This is a genomic window from Trichothermofontia sp. (genome assembly GCF_053493415.1).
The window spans coordinates 1-13689 of sequence record NZ_JBRCAD010000066.1; the positions used below are offsets into that span (position 1 = coordinate 1).

Consider the following 13689-nt stretch of genomic DNA (forward strand, 5'->3'; position numbering starts at 1 on the left):
ATGGGACGTTGGTTGGGGGTGGCAGTCTCCCGTGGCTGCATTGGTTGGCGTTGGCACGCTATCTAGGGTTCCCTTTGTCTATTTTAAGGACCGGGGGCATTGAGGGATCTCAGATTGAGCGATGGCCAGGACTCCCGTTAGGAGGGGGGGTATCCCGCAAATTTGTTAGCCTAGAGGGCGATACCCGTTGGGCGATCGCGAAGCATCTCCGCCGGAGAACCGTCGTCAGTATTCGCGATCGCGGCGATCTGAATCCATTCCCCATTGCAAACAGCGCCGAGAAGTACCTATGACGATCCGGACCCAGGCCGATGCCATTATTCGCTCCCATGTCTTGTGGGCAATGGGGGGCGGATTAATCCCCATTCCCCTAGTGGATTTTGCTGCCGTCACCGCCGTGCAACTGGAAATGCTGCAACAGTTAGCCGAACTTTACGGCGTGGACTACACCCGCAGCAAGGGGAAAACCTTTGTCTCGGCCCTGACGGGGACCACGATCGCCCGGTTGGGGGCCAGCTTTATTAAGGCTATCCCCGGCGTAGGGACAATCCTGGGGGGTCTCTCCATGTCCGTGGCATCCGGGGCCTCGACCTATGCCGTTGGTCAGGTGGCCATCAACCACTTTGCCAATGCGGGCACCCTGAGTGATTTTGTCGAAGATCAACTCAAGCGGGCCTACGATGTTGCCTTTGAGCGGGGAAAAACCTATGTCTCTGACCTTGAAAAGGAAAAACAAGAGGAAGCTGCTGATGTATATCAAGCCCTGGAAAAACTGGGGAAACTGAAGGAACAAGGCATCCTCACAGAAGAAGAATTTCAAGCTAAAAAACAAGAACTGCTATCGCGACTCTGACCCTGCTCTGATTGGAATATCACTTTTGCCAAACTACGCAAGGACACGAGTACCCTATTGAACAAGGCACTCAACACCTTGCCTGTTCCTGACTCAAACGAAAAAGGCTGTATTCCCGACTCTCTAGCCCACAGGCAAGCCAATAATGTGGTCCGGTAGATGTTGCCCGGTCAATGTCGTTCGGTCAATGTCGTTCGGTAAATTTGTTAGCCTGGAAGCAAGGTCCGTATGGGGATGTATTCATCGGGTGCCCCCAGCTACCGGAGAAAGGGAAATGTTGAACATAAGGTGGCGTCTTATCCTGGGGCTAATGGCTGGCCTGTTGGGGCTGGGCCTCGCCAGTACCCTGATTGTCGAAGGGTTGTGGTTCCAAACCCTAGGCTATGGGGCCGCGTTTCGGGTACGGCTGAGTGTCTATGCCGTCCTGTGGCTCCTTGCCCTGAGCGGTACGGCCCTGTTTCTAGGCGTCAACCTGCACCTAGCCCGTCAGTTGCGCCATCCGCGTCACACGACTCCCCCTCGTGCCGATCGCGCAGTCGCGCCACGGGGCAGAGCTGGCTTGCCCGATCGCCCGATCGCCCCAGGGAAAAGTACCTCCTGGCCCGGAGCGATGCCCCTATGGGTGTTACTCCTGGCCGTGGCCGTGGCGGCGGGGGGATTGGGAGTGCTCCTCATGCACTATGGACAAGAGGCTGCTGCCTACTGGTATCCCGAAAAACAACTGACCAGCCACACCCCAACCCTGCCCAGGCCCCTCACCCTCAAGGCCCTGGCCCATCTGGTGCAAACCTGGGTCTGGCAACCGTGGCATCTGCTCCTGGGAGTGACGGCGGGGGTTTCCCTGATAACAGCCCCCCTGGCGACCCTGAGCGCGATCGCGGTTGTGCTGGCCCTATGCTTTGGTACCGTCCTCGCGGGCGACTGGACCCATGTTTTGCTCTACTTCCACGCTAAACCCCTGGCACAGTCTGATCCCCTTTTCCACCTTGATATTGGGACCTACCTTTTCCGGTTGCCCATTTGGGAGCTACTGCTCTTTTGGCTATTGGGCCTCAGTCTCTATGCCCTGATTGCGGTTTTCCTAGCTTATATTCTGTCAGGAGATAGCCTGAGCCAGGGGCGTTTTGTCGGCTTTACCCCAGCCCAACAACGGCACCTGTGTGGGTTAGGGGGCGTTTTTTTCCTGGTTAGCGCCCTTGGCTATTGGCTGTCGCGCTATGAACTTCTGTTTTCCGATCGCGGCGTCACCTACGGGGCCAGCTATACCGACATTACGGTGCAACTGCCCATCAACACGGCTCTAGCGGTAGGGGCTGGCGTATTCGGCCTGCTGCTCCTGGGGCAAGCCTTGGCGAACGATCGTGTCTTCCTGCGCCCCAAGGTTTTGCAATTCTCGCGACCGGGAGCGCGATCGGTCCTGCCCAATCACCATTGGTCGTGGCAACCGGTCACTGTTCTGGCCTATGGCGCACTGGCCTACCTGATCCTTGCCAGTGGCCTGGGGTATGGTGTCCCGGCCCTGGTCCAACGCTTCGACGTGCAACCAAACGAACTTGCGCGGGAGCGGCCCTACATTTTGCGCAGTCTGGAGTTTACCCGGCAAGCCTTTGGTCTTCAGGATAACGAAATTCGGACTTTTTCCCCGGAAGAGAAACTAACGCTGGAGGACTTGCTTAAAAACGATGCGACGATTCGCAATATTCGCCTGTGGGATGAGCGGCCCTTACTGCAAACCAATCGCCAGCTTCAACAAATCCGCCTCTATTATCGATTCTATGATGCCGATATCGATCGCTACCACATTCGCCAAGAAGACGGTCGTGATGAGCTGCAACAAGTCCTGATCGCGGCCCGTGAGTTGGATTACAGCAGTGTACCGGCCCAGGCCCAAACCTGGGTCAATGAGCACCTGGTCTATACGCATGGCTATGGCTTTACCCTAAGTCCGGTTAATACCGTTGGCCAGGCCGGGTTACCCTTTTACTTTGTGCGGGATATTGGGGGGGATGCGACCGTTAGCGGGGATAGCGCCCTACAAGTTTCCAGCCCTGCTATTCGGGCTAGTATTCCCATTGGCCAGCCCCGCCTCTACTACGGTGAGTTGACCAACACCTATGTGATGACGGGCACCCGAATGCAGGAGTTTGACTATCCTAGCGGGGATGACAATGTATACACCACCTATGCGGGGCGGGGTGGGGTGGCGATCGGAACCCTATGGCGACGACTATTATTTTCCGTCTATCTGCGCGACTGGCAAATGCTGTTTACGCGCAACTTCACCGCCGATACCCGTGTCTTGTTTCGACGTAATATCCAGAAGCGGGTCAAAACCCTAGCGCCGTTTTTACAATTAGATCAAGATCCCTACCTGGTGGTGGCGGATGCGGATTTGCGGCTCCCGGCGGCTAATCCCCAGGCAGCGGTGTGGGCCAAGCAATCCCTACCCGACCAGAATTATCTGTATTGGATCATTGATGCCTATACGGTGTCTAATCGCTATCCCTACTCCGAGCCGGGGACACAGCCCTTCAACTACATTCGTAATTCGGTCAAGATTGTGGTCGATGCCTACAATGGCTCGGTTTACTTTTATGTGGCTGATCCTGCTGATCCCCTGATTCAAGCCTGGAATGAAACGTTCCCCGGTTTTTTTCAACCACTGACGGCTTTACCGGATACGTTGATCAACCACATTCGCTACCCGATCGATCTGTTTAATATCCAGTCGGAGCGGTTACTGTCCTACCACATGCGCGATGCCCAGGTGTTCTATAACCGGGAGGATCAATGGCGGGTCCCCAGCGAGATTTACGGGGATGAAACCCAACCAGTGGCTCCCTATTACCTGATCATGAAAATTCCCCAGGAACCTGGGGAGGAGTTTATTCTTTTGCATCCCTTTACCCCGATCGGGCGGAATAATTTGATTGCTTGGTTTGCTGGACGCTCGGACGGGGTCAACTACGGTAAGCGGTTATTATATCAATTCCCCAAAGAACGCCTGATCTATGGGCCGGAGCAAATCGAGGCGCGAATTAACCAGGACCCCATTATTTCCCAGCAAATTTCCCTGTGGAACCGACGCGGATCGCGGGTGATTCAGGGGAACTTATTAGTGATCCCGATCGAGCAATCCCTGCTCTATGTTGAACCCCTTTATTTAGAAGCGGAACGCAATAGTTTACCGACCCTAGCCAGGGTAATTGTGGCCTATGAAAATCGGATTGTGATGGCGGCAACCCTCAAGGAAAGTTTGGATGCCATTTTCCTGCGTCAGGATGTGACGAATGCACCCGCGATCGTGCGTCCGTTGGCTGAGGAAGATCTGCTGCCCCTAGCCGATCCCAGTGATCTCGCCCCCCCCTAGTACAGTAAACGCAAAGTTCGCAACGTTGGTAGTAACGCCTTGAGGCGTTGCAGGCTAAAGCCTGAACAAACCTAGCATAACTTATGTATTACAGCCGTTCCCGCCCTAATGAAGTATGGTCAAGCCTTGTAAACCAGGGGCTTAAGCCCCTGGTCTGTACCTCACTACATATGGAAGTGTGGTATGCGCTGTACTCGGTGTAGTCAATAGATTAACCAGGAACCCGCCATCCTATGTCAGGATGGGGGGAGGCAGCAACCCACGTGATCCCTGATCTATGACCCATTTGTCTGAAACTGATATCCCTGCGCTTACCCACCTACCCCGATATCCTTACCTGGACGAGGGCGGCCAACTGCCAACCGCTTGCCAAGGCGCGATTGGGGTCTATGCCATTTTTGATCGGGCTGAAGTGCTGCAATTGGTGGGCTATTCCCGTGATGTTTATCTCAGTTTGAAGCAACACCTTGTGCGCCAACCCCACTGTTGCTATGGGGTGAAGTGGTACACGATCGCCCGTCCCCAGCGATCGGTCCTAGAGGCGATTCAGTCAGCCTGGATACGGGAAAATGGGACATTGCCACCGGGTAATGGGGAAGCGGCAGCACAGTGGACACCGGCGATCGATGTCAAACCCCACCTAACCCCCGACGAACAGCAACAATACGAACACGCTGACGAGTTAGGCCGGAGCAAACTGTTGAAGGTGGTCGCACGGCGGGTGGAGACCGAGGTGTTGGCAGCCCTAGCGACCCGTGGCGTCCAAATGCCGATCCGCTTCGACCCCAAGTTGAAAGAAAAGGGCCTCTTGCAATTGAAGGCGTAGGGATTCAGGGATGACCCCCCTTTCCCCGGCCTTTGCCACTCAGATTGTCCTGACCGCTGGTGGGCGCGTTGGAATGGACAGGTAGATAGGCGTTCCCCTCCCAACCTGCCATGATCCACCAACCGCTTGACTGGGCCGATGCTGTCTTGGTCATCCAGCACTGGGCTGACCCCCCCCGCTCCCTGGCCGAGGGACTGTCCCCCATATCCATCGGGTCTACCCCATTGCCGGGGAGCAGCCTGGGCCATGATTGGGGTGTTACGGGTGGACAATGGCTCCAGTTCTGGCGGCGGGGATGGGACTTGGCCGCCCAGGAGGTTACGCAGTATGCCCCCGCGATCGCGGCCTTCTCCCTCGCCAGTTTTTCAGGCGGCTATTGGTTGCAAGCACCCCTCAGCGTCACCTTTGATCTGCGATCACCCAGCTTTACCCCTGTGGCCGATCAGGCCGTGTCTAACCGCTTTACGATCCCGTCCGTGCCGATCGTCCTACGGTCCTCCCAGCGTTTGGCGGCGATGGCGACTGGGGTGGCACCGGAGGTCATGCCGCCCGAAGCCAGTGGGCGGTGGTAGGGTCAGTTATTCCTAAAACTGAACTTGAGCCAGGTGGATGGACAAGCCAGAGGCCCATTCCAGTTTTTGCCCCTCCGCGCTTCTCGCTGCTTATCCCCCGGCGGTTTCTTCCGGTTCAATCAAAAACTTCGGTCGCCAGCCGGGTTTGACCACTTGGTGGGCGCGGGCAACCACGAGACAGTCATCGGGGACATTCTGGGTGATCACTGACCCTGCCGCAACGGTTACGTCATTCCCCAGGATTAGGGGGGCAACCAGGACGCTGTTGGAACCCGTTTTACTGCGATCGCCGATCTGGGTCTGGTGTTTTTTCACGCCATCGTAGTTGGCCGTAATCGTCCCCGCACCGATATTGACCTGGGAACCCACCACCGCATCCCCCAGGTAGGACAGATGGGAAACATTGGTGCGATCGCCTAAACGGGCCTGCTTCAGTTCCACAAAATTGCCAATCCGGCACTGGCTCCCCACTTGGGCATGACCGCGTAAATGGGCATAGGGACCCACCCGCGTTCCGGCTTGGACCTGGCTGTCGGTGATGACCGAATAGAGCACCGTAACATTTTCGCCAATGTCGCTGTTTTCAATCAGGCTACCGGGGCCAATTCGTGCCCCCCGACCAATCCGGGTTTGGCCGCGCAGGTGGGTTTGTGGCTCGATGATCACATCCGGTTCTAGCTCAACGGTTTCATCGATGGTGATGCTATCCGGATCAATTAATGTAACCCCGGCTGCCATCCAATCGGTTTTAAGCCGATCCTGAAGAATACTGTAGGCAACGGCCAGTTGTTTGCGGTCATTAATCCCCAGTATTTCCTGGTAGTCTTCCACATCGATCGCCATCACGGGGGATTGCTCGGCCCCGGCGGCGACTAATTCGTTCACCGCATCGGTGAGGTAGTACTCCTGCTGATCGTTATTACTTTGCAGATGGGGCAATACCCTGGCTAAATCAGCCCAGCGGAAGCAGTAGACCCCGGCATTGATGCGATGATTTTGCCGTTGCGCTGGGGTGCAATCCCGATCCTCCACGATCTCCTTTACTAAATTCTGACCATCGCAAAATACCCGACCGTAGCCCTTGGGATGGGGCAGTTGGGCGGTCAGCAGGGTTGCGGCATTCTGGTGGTGCTGATGGGTGCTAAGGAGTTGGGCGATCGTTTGGGGCCGGAGTAGGGGCACATCGCCATTAAGGACAATCAGATCGCCCGTAAACCCCTGCAAGTGGGGCATGAGTTGCTGGACTGCATGGCCTGTCCCCAGTTGTTCCGTTTGCCTCACCCATTGCAGATTGGGGCAGGTCTCTAGGGATGCCTGAACCAAATCCCCCCGGTAGCCCACAATGACGTAACACTGGGTCGGCGCGATCGCGGCCAAGCTGTCGATCACCCGCTCGACTAATGACTTGCCTGCGAGTTGGTGCAACACCTTGGGCAAGTTGGACTTCATGCGTGTGCCCCGCCCTGCGGCCAAAATTGCAACTGCTACCATGTCAACCCTTAGCGTCTGACCTGCGCCTGTGCCATAAATCGTGAAAAGTATATCACCCAGGGGTTACGCACTGACCGATGGGAACGCGCCCCACCAATTCCCCTGGCCCCACTCCCACCGGTTCTAGCGAGAATGCTTTACAATGGGAATGCTGAATTTTTAACGGGATGTAGCGCAGCTTGGTAGCGCGCCTGCTTTGGGAGCAGGATGTCGCAGGTTCAAATCCTGTCATCCCGATCAACCCTGTGCTCAACCTGCTTGCTGCATCATGCCTTCAGTGCGATCGCTGCTCTGGGTTGTCTTCGGCACGACAATAGCCTCCCGGTCAGTCAGTCCATGCGGGTCCGTTTCAGAGGGGAAGATGCGGCACCGATCGCAAGCCCTCATTTTAAGCTGGACGCTGGGTTAGGGCGAATGGGATGGCCTTGGCGTAGAGCCGCGATCGTCGCCAGGGTATGGGCAGCAACGCGATCGATTTCCGCCTCGGTATTAAAGCGCCCAATGCCAAACCGGAGGGAAGCGGCGATTAAGTCGGGCGATCGTCCTAAGGCTTGGAGAACGTGGGAGAGGCTAGCCTTGGCTGTGGCGCAGGCGGACCCGGTTGACAGGGCCACGACTGGTTGCAGTCCTAGCAAGAGGGCGGTGGCCTCGACCCCCTCAATGCTGATATTTAAATTGCCCGCTAGCCGCTGCCGGGGATGGCCATTGAGCCAGATACCGGGTTGGGGCGTATCGGTATAGCCGGGGACGCCTAATTGCTGGGCGAGGCGATCGCGCAGTGCGCTGATGCGGCGGGACTCTGCCGTTAAGTCCGCTAGGGCCAATTCTACCGCTTTGGCAAAGCCGACAATCTGGGGCGGGGCGAGGGTGCCCGATCGCAGTCCCCGCTCTTGGCCGCCGCCGTGTAGTTGGGGAGCCAGTTGGACCCTGGGTTGCCGCCGTCGCACGTAGAGGGCACCCACCCCCTTGGGGCCGTAAACCTTGTGGGCGGTGAGGGACATCAGGTCAATGTGCATTGCCTCAACATCCAGGGGAATCTTGCCGATCGCCTGGGCTGCATCCGTGTGGAATAGCACCTGATGGTGGCGGCACAGGGCACCGATTTCCGCGAGGGGCTGCAAGACGCCGATTTCATTGTTGGCGGCCATGACAGATACCAGGATGGTATCGGGGCGAATCGCCTGGGCTAGGTCAGCCAAATCCAGTCGTCCGTCTGTCGAGACGGGCAATTCCGTGAGGTCAAAACCCAAATTGGCGAGGTAGCGTAGGGGTTCTAGGACCGCCGGGTGCTCCGTTTGGACCGTAATCAGGTGGCGACCCTGGTGGCAATAGGCTTCGGCAACGCCCTTAAGCGCCAGGTTATTGGCCTCGGTGGCCCCACTGGTGAAGCAAATTTCGTCGGGACTGGCCCCGATCGCCCTGGCGAGGGTGGTACGGGCCTGTTTGACGGCAGCTTCTGCTGCCCAGCCATAGAGATGGCCCGCACTGGCCGGGTTACCAAATTGCTCTCGGAAGTAAGGTAACATGGCCGCCAGGACGCGATCGTCCACGGGGGTAGTGGCATGGGCATCTAGGTAAATGGGGCGGGATACGGGTTCCATAACGGCGCCATCTTACAACAGACACAACTTTGAGCCTTCCTCGGTTTTCTGTACCTCAATCCGGGATTGAAACGCCTCCTTAAAGCGGGGCATGTGGGTGATGGTGAGGATACAGGCGAAATCTGCGGCGATCGCATTAATCGCTGCAATCAAGCGATCGCAGCCCTCGTCATCCTGGGTGCCAAAGCCCTCGTCCACAATTAACATTTGCAAATTCATCCCCGATCGCTGGGCCAACAAGCGAGCCAGGGCTAACCGAATTGCAAAATTAATCCGGAACGCCTCACCCCCGGAATAGGTTTCATAGGGGCGAGTGCCCTTGGTATCAGCGATTAAGATATCCAGCGTATCAATTAACTTGGCTACTGAATTGGCACTCCCGTTACGTTTTTTGGCCCGTTGGGTAATAAACTGAACGTGCAACTGATTGGCACTTAAACGGCCCAGGATGTGATTGGCTTCCGCCTCTAATTGGGGTAGAATATTTTCAATCATCAACGCTTGGATGCCATTTTTGCCGAAGGCTTGGGCCAGCTCTTCATAAATGCGTTGTTGTCGCCGTGCTGTTTGGATTTGTTCCTCTAAGGTTACCTGCTGTTCCTGAAGGACTGCTAATTGTTGGTGCTGTTGTTGTAAGCGCCCCAATTGCACAATGCAGTGATCTAATTGGCCACGTCGTCGTTGACTTTGGTGCTCCAATGTCTGAATTTGAGCCGTCGGATCGGGTGTTTGCGCCAGGTATGCCGTCAGTTCAGTTAGATGTTGATGACACTCAGCCGCCGCCAGGGTCTTACGGGCCAATTGTTCAGCCAATTCTGCCAGTCGCTGTTGCTGCTGGGGATATTGCTGCTTGGCCTGTTGTAGTTCCCGATAGTGGAGTTGCCAAGCTTGAGCCTGCCGCAATTGGGCACGGATTTGGTTATGTTCGGTGCGATCGTACTGAAGTTCCAAAATCTGGCGATCGATCTCCAAAATACTGGCTTGCAACGACGAGGCATACAGATCTTGAATCTGGCGATTGAGGTTGGCAATCTGGGCCTCGATAATGGGCTTGCGGGCCGCGATTTGGCTGTGCCGTCGTTGGGCCTGTTGTAACTCTGCTTGTTTAATGTCTGCCCAACGCCACCGTTCGACTTCGCCGCGTGCGAGGGCATGGTTGCGATCGTCATAATTCATTGTCGCCAACGTTTGTTCCAAGGCAGCTAACTCTGCCTGAAGATCAAGCGCATAGTGGCGTTGCTCCAGGGTTTGGGTAAGTTGGGTAATTTCGGCTTCTAATTGCTGTAATTGCGTTTGTAAATCCGTCGTCGCGGCTAATTGTTCACTCAATTGCCCCTTCCGTTCGAGGGTGTTGCCATACTGGCTTAATTCGCGATCGACCTCCCGGTATTCCTGCCGCAACACCTGAATCTCGCGCTCTGAAACCGCTAATTGTTCCCGAATCACCCAGATTTGTTCCTGGAGTGCCTGTTGTTCTTGCCGATAGGTGGTCATCACCTGCTGCCAGTGGGGTTCATCCAGCGGTTGGTGACAAAGAGGACAAGGCGGATAAGCATTCGTAGGGGCGGGTTGCGCGAATAGGTGATGGTGCCCACCTTCAACCTCGGTAAACCCGCCCATTCCAGCGCCAGGATCGACATCTGCATCCGCATCAGGGGTTATAATCCCCTGACTGAGAAGGTGAAGTTTCTGTTCAATTTCGGCCAGTTGGCGTTCGTAGTCGCGTTGGTGGGCCTGGAGGCGATCGACAAAACTGCGGCGTTCTAAGCCCTTTTCCCGCACCCGTTGCCGGTAAATTTGGCGGCGTTCTAAATACTCAATGTGATCGCTAACTTCCAAAAGGGCTTGCTGAAGTTGGGGTTCCTGCTGCTGTTGGGTTTGGAGGGCTTGCTGCGATCGTTGGAGTGCTTCTAAACGGGCCACCAGGCGAGCACGCTGCTGTTCAATTTGGCTCTGGAGCGCTTGTTGTCGTTGGACGAGGGGTGCAACTTGGAGTTGCAATTGATCCAACTCGCGCAGTCGGGTACGGGCTTGATTGAGTTGATTCAGGCCCGCTTCAATATCCGCCGATTTGTTGAGAACCTGTTGAAGTTCCTGTTCCTGTTGCCCTAAACCTTGTTGTTGTGCATCTGCCTGTTGCAGTTGTAATTTTAGAGCATGAATTTGCTGATCCAGTTGTTGTTGCAGGTGTTGACGTTTTTCCTGAAGGATCTGTTGGGTTTGCAGTTTGCCTGATTGCATTTCCTCCTGTTGTTGCAGCGATCGCCAGTGTTCATAACCTGCCTGGATTTCGGCTTCCCGATGGAGCAAGCTTTCCAGGTTAGCGAGTTCCTGGGAAAGGGCTGCATGTTCCTGGCGGAGGCGTTGGCAATCCTGCTGGAAAATGCGCTGTTGTTGTTGCTGCCACGATCGCTGTTGTTGCCAGGTTTGGCGCTGATGTTGTTCAGCCTGGAGTTTTTGTAAATTGGCCCGATCGCGTTCTTGGGCCTTTTGCAGATGGGCGATCTGTTCCTCTAAGTCGGCCTGTTCCGCCGCGATCGTAGTCAGGGATTCTAGCTGGGTCGTGGTGCGGGTCAAGGTTTGACTCAGAACTTCAAGCTCAGCCTTAAATTGACGCGCCTTGTCCTTGGCTTGGTCCGCGAGGACATCGTATTGATCGAGTTTGAGTAAATCGGCCAAAATTTGCTTGCGTTCGTTCGGACGCTTAAGCATGAACTCATCTGCCCGTCCCTGGCGCAGATAGGCAGAATTGATAAAGGTTTCGTAATCCAGTTTTAAATGCTGCAAAATTGCCTGTTGGGTAGCCCGCACCGATTTCTCGGTCAGGGGCCGAAAGCATAAGGTTGGCAAAAAATCGGGTTGAGCACGATCGTGTAAACAGTCTCGCAATTCCTCTGGGTCTGTCGCAGTTGCAACTTGAAATTCCAATAGGGTCCCGTGCCGACGGCGACGACTGCGAATCACTCGATACACCTGCTGCTGACACTGGAAGATAAAATCTACCTGGGCTTCATCAGTTCCCAAGTGAATCACATCCTCCTCCGACGCCGCCCGACTATTTCCCCACAAACACCAGCCGATGGCTTCTAACAAAGACGATTTGCCCGCCCCATTGGGGCCGCAAATACACGCTGTTTGTAATCCCCGAAAGTCTAGGGTTGCCTCACGATAACTGAGGAAATTGTGCAGCGTCAGTTGCAATGGAATCATGACCAGCGATCGCTCCTTTGGCCCACCCATGCCTGATTGAGGCTGGGATTAAAATTGAGCCTGCTGCATAGATACTCGATCAGACCCGCTTCAGTCAAGTACACCTGAACTCTTAGCAGCTTGGGCCTCCGCAACGGTAGACGCTATTGATAAATGTAAAGTTATGTATCTGTTTTCGGTGTCGCTGGCTAGGCAGGTTGATGATCCTTGGCTAGAGACCTAAGAAATTTATCGCTGTAGGGCATCTCGGAAAATACAAATTTTGCGCTTGCAGGCAAGGTAATCTCGTCGATTAGGGCAGTTTAACTACCCCGATCCCAAATTAATCGTAGTGTCCTATAGCGTATCGTAAAAAACATTCACCAGAAGCCATTTACCGAAAAAGATGCACCAGAAAATATTAATGGCAGGTTAAGTGCCCAAACTGGGCTGTCATAATTGTGCAATGGGAGCAGCTAGGGTAGCATGGACAGGGATGTTACGGAGTTTAGTGGTATGAAGGTGGCTGTTTTTAGTGTAAAGTCTTACGATCGTCAATTTTTTGAACTGATCAATGCCAACTATGGGCATGATTTAACCTTCTTTGAACCTCGCTTAACTCCGGAAACGGCAGTGTTAGCTGAGGGATTTCCCTGTGTTTGTGTGTTTATTAACGATCGCTTGAACGAGGAAACCCTACGCACGATCGCTCGCCAGGGAACAAAGTACATTGCCCTACGCTGTGCTGGGTTTAATAATGTTGATCTCAAGGTGGCGGCTGAGTTGGGGATGCAGGTCGTGCGCGTGCCGGCCTATTCCCCCTATGCGGTGGCTGAACATGCGGTTGGGTTAGTTTTGATGTTAAACCGCAAGCTCTATCGTGCCTATAATCGGGTTCGAGATGATGACTTTTCCCTGGATGGGTTGCTGGGATTTGATCTACATGGCTGTACGGTAGGCGTTGTCGGGACTGGCAAAATTGGCCAATGTTTTGCACAAATTATGAAGGGATTTGGTTGCCATTTGCTGGCCTATGATATTCATCAAAATCCTACCTGTTTGGATTTAGGGGTAAAGTATGTTGAGTTATCGGAACTCCTGGCTAATTCTGATGTGGTTTCGCTCCATTGTCCGCTTTTCCCGGAAACCCACTACATGATCAATGAACAGACCCTCAAACTTTTTAAGCGGGGGGCAATGCTGATCAACACCAGTCGGGGGGCGCTGATTAATACCAATGCCGTGATTGCGGCGATTAAGTCGGGTCAAATTGGCTATCTGGGGATTGATGTTTATGAAGAAGAGGAAGAATTATTCTTTGAAGATCTCTCGGATACGGTGATCCAGGACGATACCTTCCAACTGCTCCAGTCCTATCCCAACGTGGTGATTACTGCCCACCAAGCATTTTTCACCCGTGAGGCTCTGACCAATATTGCCGAAACCACCCTGGCTAATATTCGCGATCTCGCCACGGGCGCTTCTTGCCCCAATGTGGTTAAGGCTCCGGCTTAAGCTGAGACCCATCGGCATTGGTCCGGTACACCCACGATCGCGTCCCATCGGTCACCGTTACTCGCCAGCCGGGGACAAGGGCCTGGGTACAAAACTGATCTGGGGCTGCCAGTCCTAAACAGCCATCTGGCCAAGTGTGGGGTTCTGCCTGCTGAAGCTGAAGGCGATCTACGGGTTGACCGGTGATTTGGCTGATGTCCGCCAGGATAGCGGCTTTAACGGGAGCCGGGGCTTCACCTGTTTTCGGTGGGGTGGGCGTCACGGTTTCAATC

Annotated in this window: 10 protein-coding genes and 1 tRNA gene; 7 read left to right on the top strand and 4 right to left on the bottom strand. The window is 54.8% G+C overall.

Features of this window, described 5'->3' with window-relative positions:
- The 5 genes from ACWIUF_RS05670 to ACWIUF_RS05690 all read left to right on the top strand — a co-directional run.
- The coding region (locus tag ACWIUF_RS05670; RefSeq protein ID WP_448571317.1) for a hypothetical protein at positions 1-293 on the top strand (293 nt) is incomplete at its 5' end.
- A complete protein-coding gene (locus ACWIUF_RS05675) occupies positions 290-853 on the top strand; it encodes a DUF697 domain-containing protein (RefSeq protein ID WP_448571318.1) in 564 nt (187 codons plus the stop codon). The genes ACWIUF_RS05670 and ACWIUF_RS05675, both read left to right, overlap by 4 nt.
- 274 nt (positions 854-1127) lie before the next feature.
- Positions 1128-4223 (top strand): UPF0182 family protein, encoded by a 3096-nt coding sequence (locus tag ACWIUF_RS05680; protein ID WP_448571319.1) that lies wholly within the window; start codon positions 1128-1130, stop codon positions 4221-4223.
- A 277-nt stretch (positions 4224-4500) separates the two neighbouring features.
- The gene (locus ACWIUF_RS05685; protein WP_448571320.1) at positions 4501-5049 is read left to right on the top strand and encodes a GIY-YIG nuclease family protein; all 549 of its coding nucleotides are present in this window, start codon (positions 4501-4503) and stop codon (positions 5047-5049) included.
- 110 nt (positions 5050-5159) lie between these two features.
- The gene (locus tag ACWIUF_RS05690) at positions 5160-5621 is read left to right on the top strand and encodes a hypothetical protein (RefSeq protein WP_448571321.1); all 462 of its coding nucleotides are present in this window, start codon (positions 5160-5162) and stop codon (positions 5619-5621) included.
- 90 nt (positions 5622-5711) lie between these two features.
- Here ACWIUF_RS05690 and glmU read toward each other — a convergent pair whose 3' ends face one another.
- A complete protein-coding gene (gene glmU / locus ACWIUF_RS05695) occupies positions 5712-7112 on the bottom strand; it encodes a bifunctional UDP-N-acetylglucosamine diphosphorylase/glucosamine-1-phosphate N-acetyltransferase GlmU (RefSeq protein WP_448571322.1) in 1401 nt (466 codons plus the stop codon).
- Between the two features lie 163 nt (positions 7113-7275).
- Between glmU and ACWIUF_RS05700 the strand changes: the two genes are divergently transcribed.
- A tRNA-Pro gene (locus ACWIUF_RS05700) sits at positions 7276-7349 on the top strand.
- 146 nt (positions 7350-7495) lie between these two features.
- Here ACWIUF_RS05700 and ACWIUF_RS05705 read toward each other — a convergent pair.
- Together ACWIUF_RS05705 and ACWIUF_RS05710 are read right to left on the bottom strand one after the other, a co-directional pair.
- Positions 7496-8713: a cysteine desulfurase family protein gene (locus ACWIUF_RS05705; RefSeq protein WP_448571323.1), complete on the bottom strand. Its 1218-nt coding sequence runs from the start codon at positions 8711-8713 to the stop codon at positions 7496-7498.
- Between the two features lie 12 nt (positions 8714-8725).
- Positions 8726-11953 carry an AAA family ATPase gene (locus ACWIUF_RS05710; protein WP_448571324.1) on the bottom strand — a complete coding sequence of 1076 codons (3228 nt, stop codon included), beginning with the start codon at positions 11951-11953 and terminating at the stop codon, positions 8726-8728.
- Between the two features lie 465 nt (positions 11954-12418).
- Between ACWIUF_RS05710 and ACWIUF_RS05715 the strand changes: the two genes are divergently transcribed.
- Positions 12419-13417, top strand: a complete 999-nt coding sequence (locus ACWIUF_RS05715) for a 2-hydroxyacid dehydrogenase (RefSeq protein WP_448571325.1) — start codon at positions 12419-12421, stop codon at positions 13415-13417.
- Here the strand turns inward: ACWIUF_RS05715 and ACWIUF_RS05720 are convergent.
- Positions 13401-13689 (bottom strand): hypothetical protein (locus tag ACWIUF_RS05720; RefSeq protein ID WP_448571326.1); only part of this gene is annotated, 289 nt, incomplete at its 5' end. The two genes, ACWIUF_RS05715 and ACWIUF_RS05720, sit on opposite strands and share 17 nt — an antisense overlap.